A 19,294-nucleotide genomic window follows, 5' to 3' on the forward strand; every position below is an offset into this window, starting at 1 on the left:
CGGTGCGGGAGAACACGGACGAAAGCATAGGTCGTGTCGTATCAATTCGCCGCCCGCACCGCAAGACGGGCCTGGGATTTATCCCGCGGTGCGGACCGCATAGGGCCTCAGTCCGGGCGTCGGCGCAGGCGCGCCACGAAGAAGCCGTCGATTCCGCCGAGGTCGGCCAGCATGCCCGGAAGGCTGCGCACCTCCCCAACCTCGTTGATCGGCTCCGACAGGCCGCCGAGTTCGTCGGCGGTCACAGGCCAACGCTCCACCCGCCTGTCCTGTTCCAGCAGGCGGGCGATCTGCGCCTCCCCTTCCTCCGGCTGGATCGAGCAGGTGCAGTAGATCAGCGTGCCGCCGGGCCTGACCAACTCGACCGAGCGGGCGAGCAGCCGCGACTGGGCGCGGGCCAGCTTGGCGATGTCGTCCGGCGTCTTGACGCGCAGGATGTCGGGATGGCGCCGGATCGCACCCGTAGCCGAACAGGGCGCGTCGAGCAGCACGGCGTCGGCCGGCTCCTCCGGCTCCCAGGTGGCGGCGTCGGCGGCCAGCACCTCGGCCTCCAGACGCAGGCGCTTCAGGTTCTCCGTCACCCGCTCCAGCCGGCGGGCCGAGCGGTCGATGGCGGTGACCTGCGCGCCCTGCACCACCAGCTGCGCCGTCTTGCCACCGGGGGCGGCGCACAGGTCGAACACCCGCTTGCCCCGCAGATCGCCGAACAGCTTGGCCGGCAGCGAGGCGGCGAGGTCCTGGATCCACCATTCCCCCTCCTCGAAGCCGGGAAGTTCGGTCACCGATCCGCCCGGCGGACGACGCAGCGAGCCGGTTGGCAGCAGGGTGGCACCCAGCCGCTCGGCCCAGCCCTCCGGATCCGACTTCACCGTGATGTCGAGCGGCGCCTCGTGCAGGTGCGCCTCGACGATGCCGCGGGTGCGGGCGGTGCCGTAGGCGGAGCGCCAGGACAGCCACAGCCAGTCCGGCGTGTTCAGCCGCCCGGCATCCTGCCGCGCCGCCATCTCCGCCCCTTCGCGCCCGATGCGGCGCAGCACGGCGTTGATCAACCCCTTGTAGGGAGCGGCGTTACGCGCGGCGGCCAGCTCCACCGCGGTGTCGACGGCGGCATGGGCGGGGGTGTTCAGGAACACCAGCTGCGCCGTGCCCAGCCGCAGCATGTCGTGGATGGCCGCCTTGGGCAGGCCCGGCTTGGCGAGGCTGGCCTGGATCATCTCGTCGATCTGGCCCAGCCGGCGCAGGACGGTGGCGACCAGCAGGCGGACGAAGCCGCGGTCGCGCGGCTGCAGCGCCGCCAGTTCGGGATGCGCGTCGAACGCGTCGTCGAAGGGAACGGACTTGCGCAGCACGTCGCGCAGCAAGTCGAGCGCAACGCCGCGGGCGGCGAGGGAAGTGTCGGTCATGTCTATGGATCTAGCGCGCCGGACGGCCACTGTCGATACGGGATGGCTGGTGATTCCGGGCTGTGGGGGCCGAAAAAGCGAAGGGCCGGTGCGTTGCCGCCCGGCCCTTAGGTCTTCGCTTCTCTACCGGAGAACTGGAGCGGGCGAAGGGATTCGAACCCTCGACCCCAACCTTGGCAAGGTTGTGCTCTACCCCTGAGCTACGCCCGCGCTCCCGTCGTCCGGGAGCCGCTTTCTACGGAAACGCGGCCTCCGCCGCAAGAGGAAAATTCACCCTCCCCTCACTTTTTTCGCGACGGCTTTCCCCTCCCCTGCTGCGCTGCGGCACCGGGTGGCTTGCGTCCCTGCGGAGGCGCGCTATGGTACGCAACCATACGGCAACGGATGGAGATTGCGGCATGGCCGGCACCATCACCCTGACCCGCGATGGAGCGGTCGCGACCCTGACCCTGTCCAACCCGGACAAGCTGAACGCCTTCGACAAGCCGATGTGGCACGCCATGATCGGCCACCTGACGGCGCTTGAGGCCGACGAGGGAACCCGCGTCGTCGTGATGCGCGGCGGCCCCGGCTCCAACGGGTCGCGCACCTTCTCCCCCGGCGCCGACATCTCGGAGTTCGAGAGCGAGCGCAACAGCCCCGAACAGGGAGCCAGCTACGGCGACCTGATGGACGAGGGGCTGGATGGGTTGCGTGCCTTGCGCCAACCGGTTCTGGCCGCCATCGACGGTCCCTGCTGCGGCATCGGTCTGGCAGTGGCGCTGGCCTGCGACCTCAGGGTCTGTTCGGAGAGCAGTCGCTTCGGCGTGCCGGTCAGCCGGCTCGGCATCTCCATGGGGCCGACGGAGCTGAAGCTGGTCGCCGATGTCGCCGGCGGCCCGGCCGCGCTGGAGATCCTGCTGGAAGGCCGCGTCTTCGGCGCGGCGGAGGCCAAGGACAAGAACCTCGTCCACCGGGTCGTCGCGGATGAGGGCTTCGAGGCGGAAATCGCCGCCACCGTCCAGCGCATCGCCGCCGGCGCGCCGCTGGCCGCCACCCTGCACAAGCGCTATGTCCGCCGCCTGTCCGACCCGGCGCCGCTAACCGAGGTCGAAATCGCCGAATGCTACCGCTGCTTCGGCACCGAAGACTTCCGCGAGGGCTACCGCGCCTTCCTGGAGAAGCGGAAGCCGGTGTTTACCGGGCGTTGATCCCTCGTTGATTTGTGGGGCAAAGCGCGCTTACGCATGGCAGGGCTTTCGCATGTGCGATGGTCAATGCGGCGGAACGTCTCACATTCGTAGGGCTCCGTTCCCTGCCTGACGGTCCGTCATGTCGCGCGTCACCCCGCTGATCATCGCCTGCGCCCTGTTCATGGAGAACCTCGACTCGACGGTGATCGCCACCGCGTTGCCGGGGATCGCGCAGTCGATGGGCGAGGATCCCCTGCGGCTCAGTCTGGCGATGACCTCCTACATGCTGGCGTTGGCGGTGTTCCTGCCGGTCAGCGGCTGGGCGGCCGACCGCTATGGCGCCCGCACCGTCTTCGCCAGCGCCATCGCCGTCTTCATGGCGGGGTCCATCGCCTGCGGCCTGTCGAACGGGCTGGTGGAGCTGGTGGCTGCCCGCATCCTCCAGGGCATCGGCGGCGCGATGATGGTCCCGGTCGGCCGGTTGATCCTGCTGCGCACGGTGCCGAAGGACCAGCTGGTGACGGCGATGGCGCGGATGACCCTGCCGGCGCTGATCGGGCCGGCGCTGGGGCCGCTGGTGGGTGGCGCGATCACCACCTATGCCTCCTGGCGCTGGATCTTCTTCATCAACGTGCCGATCGGGCTGGTCGGCATCGCGCTGGTGCTGGCGCTGATCCCCAACCTGAAGGAGGAGCAGCGCGACCCCTTCGACGCCCGCGGTTTCCTGTGGAGCGCCGTCGCGCTGGCCGCCTTCATGTTCGGCTTCGAGAATATCGGGCGCGACCTGCTGCCGGCCAGCGCGGTGGCGATCCTGCTGGCGGTGGCGCTGCTGGCGACGCTGGCCTATCTGCGCCATGCCCGCCGGGTGGTGCGGCCGGTGTTGGACCCGTCGCTGTTCCGGCTGCCGACCTACCGCGCCTCGGTCCTGGGCGGTACGCTGTTCCGCATCGGCAACGGCGCGGTGCCCTTCCTAATGCCGGTGATGCTGCAGATCGGTTTCGGCCTGACCGCCTTCGAGTCGGGCGCGCTGACCTTCGCCGGTGCGGCGGGGGCGCTGACCATGAAGGCGCTGGCCGGCCCGATCCTGCGGCGCTTCGGCTTCCGTCTGGTGCTGACCCTCAATTCGCTGGTCAGCGGCACGATCCTGGCCAGCTACGGCGCCTTCCGCCCCGACACGCCGCATCTGGTGATCCTGGGCGCGCTGCTGGTGGGCGGCTTCTTCCGCTCGCTGCAGTTCACCGGGATGAACACGCTGAGCTATGCCGAGGTGCCGCAGCCGATGACCAGCCGCGCCAACACGTTGGCCAGCGTGATGCAGCAGCTGTCGCTGAGCCTGGGCGTCGCCGTCGGCGCCACCGCGCTGCACCTGACCACCCAGTGGAGCGGCGGCGCCCTGACCCCCGCCACCTTCGTTCCCGCCTTCCTGACGGTGGGGTTGATGGCCTGCGCCTCCAGCCTGCCCTTCTGGCGCCTTCCCGCCGATGCCGGCGACGAGATCAGCGGGCACATCGGCGGCCACCGCCCGGAAGCGCGCCCCGAAACGCAGCGTGACGCCGCCCGCAACGCGACGGTCAAGGCCGCCGCCCTGACCGACGCCGCGGATTAGCAAAGTTGGGGGCGAATGGCCGCCGTCCCATTTCCGAGCATCGCAAACACCCCCATCCATTATACGGATATGCCCGGATCGCTGTGACTTCGGATGAGAATAATTCCGGCGATCATGATTAATTTTCGTGCGAGTCGCTTTTACTAGCGCGTGCGTTCCGGGCGCGTTCCCGCTATAAACATGCATGGCGGCCATGCGCCGTCCTCAAGATAAACGGGAGGCTCCGGGCGGCTGCGCATCGGGGCGGGACAGCATGATGGATTGGGACAAGCTGCGGGTATTCCACGCGGTGGCCGAAGCCGGCAGCTTCACGCATGCCGGCGAGACGTTGAACCTCAGCCAGTCGGCGGTCAGCCGCCAGATCAGCGCGCTCGAGGAAAGCCTGGGCGTTCCGCTGTTTCACCGCCACGCCCGCGGGCTGATCCTGACCGAACAGGGCGAGTTGCTTCACCGCACCGCCCGCGACGTGTTCGCCAAGCTGTCGATGACCGAGGCGATGCTGACCGAAAGCCGGGAGCATCCCAAGGGACCGCTGCGGGTGACGACGACCGTCGCCTTCGGATCGACCTGGCTGACGCCGCGCATCAACGAGTTCATGTCGATCTACCCCGACATCCAGCTGACGCTGCTGATCGACGACGACGAACTGGACCTGGCGATGCGCGAGGCGGACATCGCCATCCGCATGAACACGCCGCGCCAGCCGGACCTGATCCAGCGGCACCTGATGTCGATCCGCTTCCACCTCTATGCCAGCCAGAGCTACCTGAAGAAGAAGGGCACGCCCAAGACGGCGGCCGAGCTGGACAATCACGACCTGATCACCTATCCGCCCGACGTGCGGGCGCCGATTCCGAACGTCAACTGGATCATGGAGGTCGGCGACCCCTCGCCCAACCGGAAGCCGATCCTGCAGGTCAACAGCGTCTACGCCATCTATCGCGCGGTGGAGAGCGGGCTAGGCATCGGCGCGCTGCCGGACTTCCTGGTCGACAGCTTCTCCAAGGACGTGACCCGGATCCTGCCGGACGTCGACGGGCCGAAGGTCGACGCCTACTTCGTCTATGCCGAAGAATTGCGCCATTCCAAGCGCATCGCGGTCTTCCGCGACTTCCTGGTTAAAAAAGTGGCAGAAACTCCGTTCTGACCTCAAACAATTTTCAGTGATCCCGTAAGAGAATTGCCGAAATCGACGATGTCCTTCCGACTTTGCGGAGCGGCATCGTCGATTTCGGCATTTTTATTAGCTTCCTAAGGATATTTTGAAGCCATGCGAGTCTTGCATGGTAGATTTATATATTTGTGCCTGGAAAGTTGGCAGCAGAATGGTCAAATTTTGATCGTTGGATGTTGCGACGCAGCATCCGATGTTTCGTCCCGGAGGTCTCCCCTCCGGGGTTGGGTCCTTGGACCCAGCGTCTCCCAGACGTGAAGCCTCCCTGTTCAACTCGCCGCTAATCCAATGGGTTAGCGGCGGTTTTTTTTATGTGGGTAGGGTCTGGGCCACACCGGGGGAACGGTCAAACCGCATTTCCACTACCCTACGGCGACGGACACCTCATGGCCAAGGTGTCGACGCACAAAGGGCCGCCCCATGGGACGGCCCCCTGTTCATGCTCGACAGCCTGCCCCTCAAGCCGTCTCGACCAACTCGATCTGCTCGGCCCGGTCGTTCACCTTGGTGCGGATCCGCTCCAGCGCAGCCAGCGGAATGTCGATCTTCACGCAGGGCTCCTGAACGCGCGGATCGTCTCCCGGATACAGCGCCTCATACTCGGCGGCATTGTCGTAGGCTTGGCGGTTGTCCGCTTCGAGATAGGTCTCGACCGGCAGCCCCTCGGCATACATGCCGTCATGGCTGTCGAGTTCGATGTGGAAATATTCGATCTCCTCCATCGCATCGACCTGCCGGATCGACGAGCCGTTGATCAGCAGGCGGGCCGATACACCATACTCGCCGATCAGCAGCGCATGGCTGGGGGAGATGTAGAGGTCGCGGGCGGGCAGGTCCCGGGCGATGGCGCCGCGGGCGATCCGGACCGGCAGGTGAACCTTGCGCAAATGGTCGGTGTCTAAGGACGACCCCGCCAGCAGGCGGCGGCCGATCCAGCGGATCGAACGGAACTCGCCGGTCACAGACGATTGGATCAGATCGCCGATCTTCAGGCTTTCGACTGGCACGTCGCCAAGCATGGAACGGACGTAGGTGCCGCGGAGAATGCAGGTCGGAGTGGGAGGGGGAGTCATTGTATTGAAAAGCCCCATGTCATTTCGATGAGTCCTCCACCGGCCGTGCCAAGCTTCACGATGCCCGGCACGGCGGTGGCGTACTCCGAAAAGGTTACTCCGTTAAGCAATCCGCGGGGCGGCGAAGTTGTGCGGATTTATGACTGCCGGTGACCAATTGTCGCAGATGCGCCGGTGGACGACTGCGGCATTTCGTCCGGTTCCTGCTCCTCCAGCGCCGCCCGAGCAAGGGCGAGGATATTGTCCAGCCGGATCACCAGCTCGTTCTCGCACAGGGCTGAACGTGCTGATGCGGCTTCGTTTATGATCGCCCGCAAGGCGTCGCTTTGTGTCATGTCGACCTCCGATCCCGTGGTACCCGCTTGTCCGTTTGATAGAACTCCAACCCGACAGGCCCCCATTCCCTGTGAAAAACTTCACAGCACGCATCCCGCCGTTTCACATACCCATTTATGCATCGGCAACGGAGGGCTCCCCCATGCACATGCGCAATATCAGGGTGAACGGCAAGCGGACCAGCATGAAGCTTATGCCGGTGGAGTGGGAGTCGCTCGAGGAAATCTGCGCCCGCGAGAACATGACGATGAGCGAACTGGTGTCGAAGATCGATGCCGAACGCCAGGACTGCGACAATCTCACCGGCTGCGTCCGCGTCTATGCGCTGTGCTATTTCCGCAAGGCCGCCAGCCTGTCGGAGCCGATGCCCCGCCACCGCGCGCCCGCAGCCGTGGCCTTCGCGGCGGAATAACCACCCGGTCCGTCCCGCATAAGATCTATCCCGCATAAGCGGTTCGCCGAAGCACCGGCCGCCGGGGCCCGACCATCGGACAGGACCGGTGGCGCTGCCGCGGCCGGCACACCATGTTCGACGCAGGCCCCCATTCCGGCGGCCATCCTCCTTGCGTCGACCGAGATGGTATGCCGATGCCGGATGCCGATCAGTTTCCCTTCTACAGCGCCGCCGAACGGCGGGCGGATGCGGCCGTTCATGCCATTGGGGTAACGGCGGGTGTCGCCGGCTTCGTCTGGCTGCTGAACGCCGGCGTGTTCTCCGGGGCGGTTCCGGTCCACACGGCGCTGGCGCTTACTATCTACGGATTGGGGCTGGTGGGGATGCTGACGGCGTCCGCCGCCTACAACCTCGCCCCGCCCGGCCTGGGCAAGGCGCTGCTGCGGCGGATCGACCATGCCATGATCTTCGTGATGATCGCCGGCACCTACACGCCCTTCACGCTGGGGCTGGGCCAGGGGATCGGGCTGGGCGGCGCCGTGTGGGGCGGGGCCGCCTTCGGCGCCGCGTTGAAGCTGCGCTTTCCGGGCCGCTTCAACCGGCTGGGGCTGGCGCTCTATCTCGGGCTCGGCTGGGCGGTCGTCACCGCGCTGGAACCCTTGGGCACGGCATTGTCGGCCCCCGCCCTGTGGCTGCTGATCGCTGGCGGGCTGGTCTACACCGTCGGCGTCGTCTTTCACCTGATGGAGCGGATGCCCTACAACAACGCGGTCTGGCACCTGCTGGTGCTGACCGCCGCCAGTTGCCACTTCGCCGCGATCACAGTGGCGTTCCTTTGACGGGCGTTTCTCTGAAATGCCGGAGCCGCAGAGGACAAGCGGCCGCCGATTCCGTATCTTCCGCGGATCACGATTCAAGGGAGACATGATGGCCAACATGGGACCATCCTTCCACCTGTCGCCGGCCAGCGCGGCACTGGCCTTAGTGACCGCGGTTCTCATGACCGGCACGGTCGGCACCGCGCGGGCCGAGCCGTCCTTCGATTGCAAGGCGGCCGCCACGCCGGTTGAAAAGGCGATCTGTGCCGATCCCAAACTGGCCGATGCCGACCGCGAGATCGCCGACGCCTACAAAACCTTGCAGGATCTGTCGGGCACCGCCGACCGCGAGCGGCTGCGCACGGAGCAGCGGGCATGGCTGGCCCAGCGCAACCAGTGTGCGGCGGCGCCCTCCCCCGGCACCTGCCTTGGCCCGGTGCTGGACGCCCGGCGCACGGCCCTGTCCGAGTCGGTGCCCAAGGTGGTCGCCGCGCTGACCTCCATCATCGACGGCATCGCCGCCGACCCGGCCGGCGCCGCCAAGCGGCTGGCCGAGATCCGCGGCGGGCTGGGCAAGGGATGGAGCGCCTATCTGCTGCGCTTCGGTCCTTCCCCCGACCGCACCAGGGCCGAGGCGCTGCTGCGGGAGGCCATCGCGGGCATCGATGATTCCTATGCCCGTGAAACCGCCTCCGGCGTCGATCTCGCCACCGACGACGGCTTTCTCACCGCACTCCGCGTCGTCAGCGACGATGTGGAGATGGCCTGGCCCTGTTCGGTGATGGAAAAGCGGGGGGCGGCGGCCTGGAAGGCGATGGAGCCGCTCTATGGCAGCAGCCGCGACAATTTCGGCGCCTATCCCGCCTGCCCCGATGACAACGCCCTGCTCGCGTCCCCGGACTGGAAGGCGGTGGACGAGCTGTTCGCGCCGATGCTGGAGGCGGCCTCCAACCGCACCGGCACCATCCGCTTCGCGGCCTACCGCCAGATGGGCATCGACCGCATGAAGTCGGCGGTCGATCCGCGCCTGTTCGTCGCCGATGCGCCGGAACTGGCAACGCTGGTCAAGGACACCGCCGGCTGGTCCAACCCGCGCTGGATCGCGCCCGGCTGGGGCGATCGCCTGCGCAAGGCGGTGGACGCGGCGGTGACCGCCTGGACGCCGCAGATCGCCGCCCGCTACGGCATGGCCAAGCCGGAGGCCCGCCGGGTGGCCGAGGCGGTGGCCGCGCAGGGGCTGAGCGGCAGCGTCGGCCTGATCACCGACAATCTGGAACTCCAGAAGGACACCCGCCTCCCCGACTGGCTGCGCGGCAGCTGGAGCTGGAGCGGCGGCGGGTCCGAGGACACGCCCTTCACCGGTCCCGCCGGAAAGGCGCGCATCGACGAGACCTCCATCTGCGTCGGTAGCGAGTGCGGCGGCTATGACGTCGCCGGCCAGGGGGAGGACGCGCCTTTCGACCCCAAGGAGGTGCCGAAGGACGTCAAGCCCGCCCCGAATGCAGCCCGCCAAGCGATCAGCCTTGCTCCGGTGTCGGCCGGCGGCAGCCTGACCATCGTCCCGCTCGCCGGCGGCAATCTGCTGGTCACCGGCACGGCCAAGCCGGTGGTGCTGAAACGCGAGGGGAAATAGACCGATCCGGGCGCCGTACCTTCTCCCGGGAACGCGAAAGTCTTGCCTGCATCGTTCGGGTAGGCGACACTTCGCGGCGCGTGCTGCGGTTGCGGAACCGGGCGCGGCTTTCCGGGGGGAGGCATGGCACGGAACCTCAAGGCGCTCGGGTTGTGGCGCACCGCGCTGGTCGCCAGCGTCCGCAAGGACGCGCCGGACCTGTCGGCGCGGCAGCTGGCGATCCTTCTCCAGGTCTATCTGACCGACCCGCCGCACACGGTGCGCGGTCTGGCATCCCTGCTGAACATTTCCAAGCCGGCGGTGACCCGCGCGCTCGACCGCCTGTCGGTGCTGGGCTTCGTCAAGCGCAAGCGCGATGCGGAGGACAAGCGCAACGTGCTGGTCCAGCGCACCGTGAAGGGCAGCGTCTATCTGTCCGATTTCGCCGAGCTGGTGATCGCCGCCGGCGCCGTCGCGCCGGAGGACATGGCCCGCATCCAGGCCGACGAGGAACTGGCCGCCGCCGCCAAGGCAAGGCTGGAGGCGGCATTGCAGGATGTACCGACGCGGGAGGCCGCCGCACTGGAAGCCTCCGCATCCTGAGCGGTCCCATCCCCGATCCGGATATCGCCCGAAAGGGGAAGGGATCCGTCCCTTACAGCAGCGCCTCCAGCACGCGGTCGGGCGGGGCGTGGCCGTCGGTGAAGGTCTTGATGTTGATCACCACCTTCTCGCCCATGTCGATGCGGCCCTCGATGGTGGCGGAGCCCATGTGCGGCAGCAGGACGACATTGTCCAGCCGCAGGAGCTTCGGGTTGACCGCCGGCTCATGCTCGAACACGTCCAGGCCGGCGCCGGCGATCTCGCCCTTCGACAGCATGCGGGTCAGCGCCACCTCGTCGATCACCTCCCCGCGCGAGGTGTTGACGATGTAGCAGTGCGGACGCAGCAGCTTCAGCCGGCGTTCCGACAGCAGGTGATAGGTGGCCGGCGTGTGCGGGCAGTTGATCGACACGATGTCCATCCGCGCCAGCATCTGGTCCAGGCTGGACCAGTAGGTCGCCTCCAGCTCCTGCTCCAGCTCCGGATGGACGCGGCGGCGGTTGTGGTAGTGGATCGACATGCCGAAGGCGCGCGCCCGCTTGGCCAGCGCCGAGCCGATGCGGCCCATGCCCAGGATGCCCAGCCGCTTGCCGCTGATGCGGTGACCCAGCATGGTGGTCGGCCCCCAGCCGGTCCATTGGCCGGAGCGGACCAGCCGCTCGCCCTCCGCCACGCGGCGCGCGGTGGCCAGCAGCAGCGCCATGGTCATGTCGGCGGTGTCCTCGGTCAGGACGCCGGGGGTGTTGGTCACGACGATGCCGCGCTCGCGCGCCGCCTTCAGGTCGATGTGGTCGACGCCGGTGCCGAAGGAGGCGATCAGCCGCAGCTGCGGTCCGGCGGCTTCGATCAGCGCGCGGTCGATGCGGTCGGTGACGGTGGGCACCAGCACCTCGGCGATGTTCATCGCATCCTGCATCTGGGCCGGGGTGAGCGGCACGTCGTCCGGATTGAGCCGGGTGTCGAACAGCTCCATCATCCGCGTCTCGATGACGTCCGGCAGCTTGCGGGTGACGACAACGAGCGGCTTCTTCTTGTCGGTCATCGGTGCTGGTCCTCCCTTGCCCCGGCCCGCCCGCATCGAGGTCCCGGCACGGGCTGCTCCGGTCCATGGTTGCCATACCAAGCGGTCGTGGGACTGTCCAGAAGTCCGTCGCGAAAGGCCGGCCTGCGGGAGGGAGATTACAACTTTGGATCGGGGGTGGCGGCGCTTGCCCAATCGAACGGGTGGTCTCTATAGTGCGGCCCGGTTTTTCCCTCGTCAGCTTCGGTGCCGCCATGCCTGTCCGCCGCTCCGTCCTCGCCTCCCTGGCCCTCGTTCTAGGGGTGGGCATGGGGCTTGTCGCGGGCGGCGCAATTCCGGGCGCGGGCGCGGCGTTCGCCGCGGAGAGCAAGGATCCGACCCATGCGTCGGGCCTGCCGATCCCCCGCTTCGTCACCGTGCGCGTCGGCGAGGTGAACCTGCGCTCCGGCCCCAACGGCAGCTATCCCATCGAATGGGTCTTCAAGCGCAAGGACATGCCGGTTGAGATCATCCAGGAATTCGACACTTGGCGCCGCATCCGCGACTGGGAGGGGGCTGAAGGCTGGGTTCACCAGAGCGCGCTGTCCGGCCGCCGCGGCATCCTGATCGTCGGCCAGACCCGCGCGATCTTTGAGTCGCCGCGCGGCGACAGCGCCGTGGTGGCGCGCGCCGAACCCGGCGTCGTCGGGTCGCTGAAGAAGTGCCGCGACGAGTGGTGCGAGGTCGAGGTGAAGGGCTATCGCGGCTGGATGAAGCGCACCGATTTCTGGGGCACCTATCCCGGCGAGAAGATCGAGTAGCGGACCGCATCGTTCGGTAATCATCGCATCGACAGACCGGTATCCGGCACCGATACCAGCGTTGACAGCAACCGGTTACAGGCTCACCAGTCGAGAGATGCACAGATCCGTGCTTCTCGCGATTCCGGCAATGCGATGCTGAAGCTTGCGTTTCTGCTGATCGGCCCTCGGGCCTTTCGGTCCCACTGGTATGTGATCGCCGTGCTCGGCCTGCTGTCGATGGGGTTGGGGCTGGCGTTGGCACTGAATGCCTCCCTCGGACTGACCCAGCTGATCTACAGCTTCCTGGGACTGGTCTTCACGGCGGCCGGCGTCGTAAGCCTGCTGATGGCCCTGTCCGCGTCCTTGGGGGCAAACCGGCGTTTCGCCCTGGCACGGTCGGTGCTGGCGATCCTTGCCGGCGGATTGTTGCTGGCCTCGCCGCTGTTGAACGGCTGGGCGCTGGCCTTGCCGCTCTCCATCGTCCTGGCGCTCGACGGGGCGAACCGGGCGGCTGCCGCAGCGGTGTTCCGCGTGCGGAACTGGCGGCTCCTGATCCTCTGCGGGCTGGCGGAACTGGCGCTGGCGGCGATGATGATGACGGAATGGCCGCTGCCCTCCGACCGCAACACGCCTCTGTGCATCGGACTGTTCATCGGCCTGTCGGGCTGGCTTCTGCTGCGGCTGGGGGTGATGCTGCGCAACCTGGAGGAAGAGGCGGCAATCCTCAACCTGCCGATCTTTTCCGGCCGGGGCTGGTACGACAATGCCCCCGTTCTGGTGGGCGACAGTCCGGAGCCGGCCGGCCGTCACGACCGGCCGCTGGTGGTGCGGGTGTGGACCCCGGTCGCCTCCGCCACCGCGCCGCTGGACAGGCGGCTGGTGATCGACCGCTACATCGCCGCCATCGACCGCAACGGCGTGGTGTCCACCGGCCACTCCGCATTGGAATTGGCGCCCGACCTGTATATCAGCCACTATCCGGCCAACGAGATCGACCAGTCCGGCGTCAGCTTCGTGACCGCGTTGCGCAGCGGAACCGAAAACGACGTGCCCGGACGCTTCCTGCCGTCCTACGAGGAAGAGATCGCCGACTGGTGCCCCGCCGATTCGACCGTGGAGCTGTGGACCTACGATCGCTGGCGTCTGCGGGCCTTTTGGGCCGGATACCGGCAGGACAGCACCTACAACCTGTCCAACCGGAATTGTTCGGTCGTCGTAGCCGCCGCATTGGACGCGACGCTGGAAGGTGCCTTGGCCAGCCGCTTCCCTTGGGTGCGTCTGCTGCGCCTGCTGATGGATCCCGATATCTGGGTCGCCTCCCTGATCCGCAGCCGTGCCGATGCGATGAGCTGGACGCCGGGTTTCGTATTGGATTACGCGGCGGCCTTGGCCCGCGTCGTCGACCGCCCCGACCGATCCTGGCACCGCCGGCTCGGCGGCTTTCTCGGACAGCTGCGCGGCACCGCCCGTTCGCCGGAAGCCGGCATGGACGGCAGCATGGATGGCCGGCCGGATACGCAGCCGTCATGACCGATACCCAAACACTTTTGGAAAAGGAGCAGGCATGACATCGGAGCCGACAGCGGATGACGGCGGCCTGCTGTCGCGCGCCGCGGTGATCGCCACGGCGATGATGTTCGGGCTGACCTACAGCCTCAGCGCCGCCCTAATCGCGCTGGATCTGTCACGGCAGAATCTGAGCGACCTGACCATCGGCGCCAACGCGGCGATGCATGCGCTCGGCGTCCTGGCGATGGCGGTGCTGCTGCCGCGGATCGTGGCGCGGCTGGGCATCCGCCGGCTGGTCATCCTGGCGCTGGCGGGGGCGGCGGTTCTGCTGGCCCTGTTCCCCGCCACCCCGATCTGGATCTGGTTTCCCCTGCGCATCCTGCTGGGGGCCGCGTCGGAAACCCTGTTCGTCCTGTCGGAGACCTGGACCAACAGCCTGAGCAGCGAGGGCACCCGCGCCCGTGCCATGGCGGTCTACACCGCGGCGCTGTCGTCCGGTTTCGCGCTGGGTCCGCTGATGCTGTCGCTGCTGGGGTCCGGCGGGGCGCTGCCCTATCTGGCCGGTGCCGGCGTCGCCGCAGCCGCGGCGCTGCTGGTCGCCTCCCCCCGCATCCGGGCGCCGGAGTTCGAGCGGCCGTCGCGCGAGGGGCCGTTGCATTTCATCCGGCTGGCCCCGGTCGCCATCGGCGCCATCGTGCTGAACGCCGCCATCGAGACCGCCGGGCTGTCCTTCCTGGCGATCTACGCCACCAAGCTCGGCTGGTCGGAGACGGGAGCGACCAGCCTGATGTCCTGCATGATGATCGGCGCCATCCTGCTGCAGCTTCCCATCGGCTGGCTGGGCGACAAGATGGACCGGCTGACGCTGGTGATCGCGCTGGCGGTCTGCGCCGCGCTGGGGGCGCTGGTCTGGCCGGTCGCGCTGATGAGCGAGGTCGCGACCTACGCGCTGCTGTTCGTCTGGGGCGGCGCCTTCGTCGGCGTCTACACCATCATGCTGGCCATCGTCGGCAGCCGGTTCCAGGGGTCGGAACTGGTGGGGATCTATGCCGCCATGGGGCTGATGTGGGGCGTCGGCGCACTGGCCGGGCCGGTGCTGGCCGGGGCGGCGATGGAACTGACCCGGCACGGGCTTGCCTTCTTCGCCGCCGGCGCCTGTCTAGCCTTCGCCGCGACGGCGGTGCGCCATAGGACGGTGGAAGGCCGCCCGGATGGCACCCAACTGGGCACGGGGGCTTGAAGGCGGGCGGGAAAGGCCGTACGGTCGCCACCTTACCTTTCTCTACTGCAAGAGCAGTCCAATGAGCGGCGCGTCCGGCAAACAGATCAAGAAAGTGGTGCTCGCCTATTCGGGCGGCCTCGACACCTCGGTCATCCTGAAGTGGCTGCAGGAGACCTATTCCTGCGAGGTGGTGACCTTCACCGCCGACCTCGGCCAGGGCGAGGAGTTGGAGCCCGCCCGCAAGAAGGCCGAGCTTCTGGGCATCAAGCCGGAAAACATCTTCATCGACGACCTGCGCGAGGAATTCGTGCGGGACTTCGTCTTCCCGATGTTCCGCGCCAACACGCTCTATGAGGGCACCTACCTGCTCGGCACCTCGATCGCCCGGCCGCTGATCGCCAAGCGCCAGATCGAGATCGCCAACATGGTCGGCGCGGACGCCGTCGCCCATGGCGCCACCGGCAAGGGCAACGATCAGGTCCGTTTCGAGCTGGGCTATTACGCGCTCAAGCCCGACATCACGGTCATCGCGCCGTGGCGCGAGTGGAACCTGAACAGCCGCACCACGCTGCTGGACTACGCCGAGAAGAACCAGATTCCGATCGCGAAGGACAAGCGCGGCGAGGCCCCCTACTCCACCGACGCCAACCTCCTGCACATCTCGTACGAGGGCAAGGCGCTGGAGGATCCGTGGGTCGAGCCGGACGAGGACATGTACACCCGCTCCGTCGCCCCGGAAAAGGCGCCGGACACCCCGACCTACATCGAGGTCGAGTTCAAGAACGGTGACGCGGTCGCCATCGACGGCAAGGCGCTGTCCCCGGCGGCCCTGCTGACCGAACTGAACCGCCTGGGCGGCGAGAACGGCATCGGCCGCCTCGATCTGGTCGAGAACCGCTATGTCGGTATGAAGTCGCGCGGCGTCTACGAGACCCCGGGCGGCAGCATCCTGCTGGTGGCCCACCGCGCGATGGAGAGCATCACCCTCGACCGCGGTGCCGGGCACCTGAAGGACGAGCTGATGCCGCGCTACGCCGAACTGATCTATTGCGGCTATTGGTGGAGCCCGGAGCGTCTGGCAATCCAGGCGCTGATCGACCAGACCCAGTCGCTGGTCAACGGCACGGTCCGCCTGAAGCTGTTCAAGGGCAACGTCACGGTCGTCGGCCGCAAGTCGCCGAACTCGCTGTACCGCATGGACTATGTGACCTTCGAGCAGGACAGCGTCTACAACCAGAAGGACGCGGAAGGCTTCATCAAGCTGAACGCGCTCCGCCTGCGTCTGGGCGCGATGGCCAAGCAGAAGATCGGCTGATAGGGGAGTTGCTCCACCGCCCGCCGGTTGGGCGGTGGAGCGTTCCTCCGTTTACTGTGCCGCCAGCATGTCGCGGCGGATTTCCACGGCCCGGTCGGCCGCCTTGCCGACCACCTCCTGAAGCCGTTCGAACTCGGCGCTGTAGCTGCCGACGCCGAAGGTCAGCGACCGCAGTTCCACGATCAGATCCTGCATGTCGGCCTGCGGCATGCACGCCTTCACCTCGTCCCAGCCGGGCCAGCCCGGCCGCGCGTCGAAGCCCAGCAACTGGCCGCGCCGGCCGCTGACCAGACGCTGCACCTTCGGCGTGAAGGCGCTGGGCACCGCGATTGTGACGGTCAGGATCGGTTCCAGCAGCACCGGCTCGCAAGCCGGCAGCGAGTCGGCCATCGCCTGCCGCGCCACCGTCTTGAAGGCCATGTCGGAGCTGTCGACGGCGTGGAACTGGCCGCCGGTCAGCGCCACCGCGAAATCCACCACCGGGAAGCCCAGCGGCCCGCGCACCGCCGCCTCGCGCACGCCGGCCTCCACCGCCGGGATGTACTGGCGCGGCACGGCGCCGCCGACCACCGCATCCTCGAACTGGATGCCCGACCCACGCGGCAGCGGCCGGACCTCGACATGGATGTCGGCGAACTGGCCGTGGCCGCCGGTCTGGCGCTTGAAGCGGGCGTGATGGCTGGTGCCCTTGCGGATCGTTTCCTTATAGGGGACCTGCGGCGGCTGGCCCTTCACCGCCACATTGAAGCGGCTGCGCAGCCGGTCCATCGCCAGCTTCAGATGGACGTCGCCCTGCCCCCACAGCACCAGTTCGCCGGTCTCGGCCGACTGGTCGAGAGTCAGGGACGGGTCCTCCTCCTGCAGCTTCTGCAGGGCGGCGGACAGCTTCACCTCGTCGTTGCGGTTCTCGGCGCGCAGCGCCAGACCATGCACCGGCGGGGCGGCGGCCGGCCAGTCGGCGGGCGGGCCGAGATTGGCCTTTTCGGTCAGCCGGTCGCCGGTCGCCGCCTTCTCCAGCCGGCCGAGCGCCACGAGGTCGCCGACGACCGCCTGCGGCACCTTGGTCTGGTCGCGACCGAAAAGCTGGAAGATGCCGGACACCCGTTCGCCACCCAGCGTCATGCCGTCGGTGACGGTGCCGCGCCAGACGCGGGCGAGGCTGAGCTTCCCGGCATGGGAGCCCATCATCGTCTTCACCACCTGCGCCGCCACCGCCATATTGGCGGGAAGGTCGATGCGGGCCGCGGTGGTGTCAACCTCCGGTCCCTCGTGCCGCAGGGCCTTCAGCAGGCGGCGGATGCCGTTGTCATTCTCCGCCGATCCGAAGAAGACGGGGACGATCAGGTCGTCGGCCAGTTCGTGCGCCAGCGTTTCGTACAACTCGGCACTGTCGGGGGCCATGTCCTCCAGCAGCTTTTCCAGCAGGCCGTCGTCGAAATCGGCGGCCGATTCCAGCATCGCCTGCCGCGCCTCCGCCTCCCAGTCGCGGGCGCTGTCGGGCAGGGCCACCAGATCGGACGGCTTGTGCGGGTTGAAACGCCAGGCGCGTTCGCTGACCAGATCGACCAACCCGGTGATCTGGCCGTTCTCGCGCAGCGGCACCTCGCGCAGCACCAGCTTGCGGGCCGAGACCTCCTGATAGGCGGCGACGACGTCGCGCACGCGCAGGTCGCCCAGCGAGTCGATCTTGTTGATGAACAGCAGATGCGGGATGCGGTGGTCGTCCAGCATCTTGAACAGCGGGGCCAGCAGCACCGCCTTCTCCGGCGCGGCCTCCGCCACCACGACGGCGATGTCGGCGGCCATCAGCGCCGCCTGCGCCTCCCCCGTCAGCTCCACCGAGCCGGGGCAGTCCAGGATCGACCAGCGCTCTCCCAGGTAGTCGAAGGAGGCGACGTTCAGCTCGGTGCTCATCGACCGGGCCTTCGCCTCCGGCGAATTGTCGCCCACGGCGTTGCCGTCGCGCACGCTGCCCTTGCGGGTGACGGCCCCGGCGGCGAACAGCAGGCTTTCCAGCAGCGTCGTCTTGCCGGCGAGATAGGGGCCGACCAGCGCCGCGCAGCGCGCCGTCCGGATTTGCGTATGCGGCATTCACACCTCCCGTGGAAGCTTCGGGCTGTCGTGACCGGGGACGGGCCCCCCCGATCACCATCTGGGCCGGAGTTGGGCCGCCGGCGCCGGCCGCCGGGGCGGCCCGTTCGCGTGTGGCTCTTCAGACAAGTCCGTTTGAAAACTCGCACTTCCAGAAACTGGCACTTCCAGAAGACAGGCACGTCCGGATCGGGGGGCGGCGGACGCGTGGCGGAAACGCGCATCGGGTCCGGGGCCGGCGGAGCGCCCGCATCGGACCTCCGATGCTCCACCCGAACGGCGCGGCTGTCGATGGAAAAAAGGGGCGGCAAACCGTCACGCGCGAAGCGGCCGCTCGGCCAATGCGTCGATTGGCCGCAACGAACGGCACCCGGCCCATCCGCTCGCCTCCGACAGCGCCAACCGACCGTCTAAGGCGTTCAAACTGAACGGAATACGGCCTACAGCTGCGTCATACGATAAATCGTTCGTAATATTGCTATGTTGCAACGCAATATGAGCGCGCCGAAATGTAGCGGACAAACGCATGAAACCTTCTGCTAGTAGCCTCCGGTGATAATGGCCGCGCGATTAAGGCGATGACGGCCGGATAACAATCGATGGGGCGCCCGGCGTCCGCCGTCCGCCCCCACTCCTTGGGGAAAAAGCACATGCGCCTGTGGTTTCGTTTGCTGGCGGTCGTCCTGATTGCCGTCGGGACAGCCGTTTCGGTCCCTCTGTCCACTTCCGCCGTCGCCCAGGATGCCAAGCCGACGCAGGAGGACGCCAAGTCGATCACCCTGAAGGCGGCGGACCTGATCGCCGCACAGGGTCTGGACGAGGCCGCCAAAACCTTCAACGCCGAAGGCCCGTTCAAGCACGGCGAGATCTACGTCAACGTCATCGACTTCGCCGGCGTCTGGAAGGTGTATCCGCCGCGCCCGGCCGGTGTCGGCCAGAGCGTCATCAACGTCAAGGACCCGGACGGCCGCTTCATCGTCCAGGACGTGCTGGCCGTCGCCAAGGAGAAGGACGAGGGCTGGGTCGAGTATCGCTGGCTGAACCCCGCCAGCAACAAGATCGAACCGAAGATCACTTACGTGAAGCGCGTGCCCGGCCAGGATCTGGTCGCCTATGTCGGCATCTACAAGTGAATGCTGCCGCATAGGGCGGTGATCGACCGG

General features: G+C 67.5%; 17 protein-coding genes and 1 tRNA gene. 12 read left to right on the forward strand and 6 right to left on the reverse strand.

The features are described 5' to 3' along the window. Positions 1-107: 107 nt before the first annotated feature. The gene (locus M5E06_RS11335; RefSeq protein WP_252138232.1) at positions 108-1,403 is read right to left on the reverse strand and encodes an RsmB/NOP family class I SAM-dependent RNA methyltransferase; all 1,296 of its coding nucleotides are present in this window, start codon (positions 1,401-1,403) and stop codon (positions 108-110) included. Positions 1,404-1,538: 135 nt separating this feature from the next. Beyond that, positions 1,539-1,613, reverse strand: a tRNA-Gly gene (locus M5E06_RS11340). A gap of 188 nt (positions 1,614-1,801) precedes the next feature. Between M5E06_RS11340 and M5E06_RS11345 the strand changes: the two genes are divergently transcribed. The 3 genes from M5E06_RS11345 (at position 1,802) to M5E06_RS11355 (ending at position 5,328) form a co-directional block, all read left to right on the forward strand. Beyond that, positions 1,802-2,593: an enoyl-CoA hydratase/isomerase family protein gene (locus M5E06_RS11345; RefSeq protein WP_252138233.1), complete on the forward strand. Its 792-nt coding sequence runs from the start codon at positions 1,802-1,804 to the stop codon at positions 2,591-2,593. A gap of 121 nt (positions 2,594-2,714) precedes the next feature. Next, on the forward strand, positions 2,715-4,181 hold the full coding sequence (locus tag M5E06_RS11350) for a DHA2 family efflux MFS transporter permease subunit (protein ID WP_252138234.1): 1,467 nt from the start codon (positions 2,715-2,717) through the stop codon (positions 4,179-4,181). Positions 4,182-4,437: 256 nt separating this feature from the next. Beyond that, entirely contained in the window at positions 4,438-5,328 is an 891-nt protein-coding gene (locus M5E06_RS11355) for a LysR family transcriptional regulator (protein ID WP_109075197.1), read from the forward strand. Between the two features lie 485 nt (positions 5,329-5,813). Here M5E06_RS11355 and M5E06_RS11360 read toward each other — a convergent pair whose 3' ends face one another. Beyond that, on the reverse strand, positions 5,814-6,428 hold the full coding sequence (locus M5E06_RS11360) for a Hint domain-containing protein (RefSeq protein ID WP_252138235.1): 615 nt from the start codon (positions 6,426-6,428) through the stop codon (positions 5,814-5,816). 137 nt (positions 6,429-6,565) lie between these two features. Then, positions 6,566-6,763: a hypothetical protein gene (locus M5E06_RS11365; protein ID WP_252138236.1), complete on the reverse strand. Its 198-nt coding sequence runs from the start codon at positions 6,761-6,763 to the stop codon at positions 6,566-6,568. Positions 6,764-6,906: 143 nt separating this feature from the next. On the opposite strand from M5E06_RS11365, the gene M5E06_RS11370 reads away from it, so the two are divergent. The 4 genes from M5E06_RS11370 to M5E06_RS11385 all read left to right on the forward strand — a co-directional run bounded on the left by M5E06_RS11370 (position 6,907) and on the right by M5E06_RS11385 (position 10,191). Further along, positions 6,907-7,176 carry a ribbon-helix-helix domain-containing protein gene (locus M5E06_RS11370; protein WP_085090410.1) on the forward strand — a complete coding sequence of 90 codons (270 nt, stop codon included), beginning with the start codon at positions 6,907-6,909 and terminating at the stop codon, positions 7,174-7,176. A gap of 176 nt (positions 7,177-7,352) precedes the next feature. Then, positions 7,353-7,997 carry a PAQR family membrane homeostasis protein TrhA gene (trhA, locus tag M5E06_RS11375; protein ID WP_252138237.1) on the forward strand — a complete coding sequence of 215 codons (645 nt, stop codon included), beginning with the start codon at positions 7,353-7,355 and terminating at the stop codon, positions 7,995-7,997. Between the two features lie 85 nt (positions 7,998-8,082). Then, the gene (locus M5E06_RS11380) at positions 8,083-9,609 is read left to right on the forward strand and encodes a lysozyme inhibitor LprI family protein (protein ID WP_252138238.1); all 1,527 of its coding nucleotides are present in this window, start codon (positions 8,083-8,085) and stop codon (positions 9,607-9,609) included. Between the two features lie 123 nt (positions 9,610-9,732). After that, positions 9,733-10,191: a MarR family transcriptional regulator gene (locus tag M5E06_RS11385; RefSeq protein WP_109075192.1), complete on the forward strand. Its 459-nt coding sequence runs from the start codon at positions 9,733-9,735 to the stop codon at positions 10,189-10,191. 52 nt (positions 10,192-10,243) lie between these two features. On the opposite strand, the gene M5E06_RS11390 is transcribed toward M5E06_RS11385, so the two are convergent. Next, a complete protein-coding gene (locus M5E06_RS11390; protein WP_109051890.1) occupies positions 10,244-11,233 on the reverse strand; it encodes a 2-hydroxyacid dehydrogenase in 990 nt (329 codons plus the stop codon). 287 nt (positions 11,234-11,520) lie between these two features. Here M5E06_RS11390 and M5E06_RS11395 point away from each other — a divergent pair, with 287 nt between their 5' ends. From M5E06_RS11395 to M5E06_RS11410, 4 genes are all read left to right on the forward strand, one after another. Next, positions 11,521-12,012, forward strand: a complete 492-nt coding sequence (locus tag M5E06_RS11395) for an SH3 domain-containing protein (RefSeq protein WP_252138239.1) — start codon at positions 11,521-11,523, stop codon at positions 12,010-12,012. Positions 12,013-12,147: 135 nt separating this feature from the next. Next, on the forward strand, positions 12,148-13,524 hold the full coding sequence (locus M5E06_RS11400; protein ID WP_252138240.1) for a protease: 1,377 nt from the start codon (positions 12,148-12,150) through the stop codon (positions 13,522-13,524). A 34-nt stretch (positions 13,525-13,558) separates the two neighbouring features. Then, a complete protein-coding gene (locus M5E06_RS11405) occupies positions 13,559-14,743 on the forward strand; it encodes an MFS transporter (RefSeq protein ID WP_252138241.1) in 1,185 nt (394 codons plus the stop codon). A gap of 61 nt (positions 14,744-14,804) precedes the next feature. Beyond that, positions 14,805-16,040 carry an argininosuccinate synthase gene (locus M5E06_RS11410; protein ID WP_252138242.1) on the forward strand — a complete coding sequence of 412 codons (1,236 nt, stop codon included), beginning with the start codon at positions 14,805-14,807 and terminating at the stop codon, positions 16,038-16,040. A gap of 51 nt (positions 16,041-16,091) precedes the next feature. Here M5E06_RS11410 and M5E06_RS11415 read toward each other — a convergent pair whose 3' ends face one another. After that, a complete protein-coding gene (locus M5E06_RS11415; RefSeq protein ID WP_252138243.1) occupies positions 16,092-18,131 on the reverse strand; it encodes an elongation factor G in 2,040 nt (679 codons plus the stop codon). Between the two features lie 650 nt (positions 18,132-18,781). Between M5E06_RS11415 and M5E06_RS11420 the strand changes: the two genes are divergently transcribed. Next, positions 18,782-19,264, forward strand: a complete 483-nt coding sequence (locus M5E06_RS11420) for a cache domain-containing protein (protein ID WP_109155097.1) — start codon at positions 18,782-18,784, stop codon at positions 19,262-19,264. Positions 19,265-19,294: the final 30 nt, after the last annotated feature.

The sequence above is a fragment of the Azospirillum sp. A1-3 genome, from assembly GCF_023806445.1.
Lineage (GTDB): Bacteria > Pseudomonadota > Alphaproteobacteria > Azospirillales > Azospirillaceae > Azospirillum.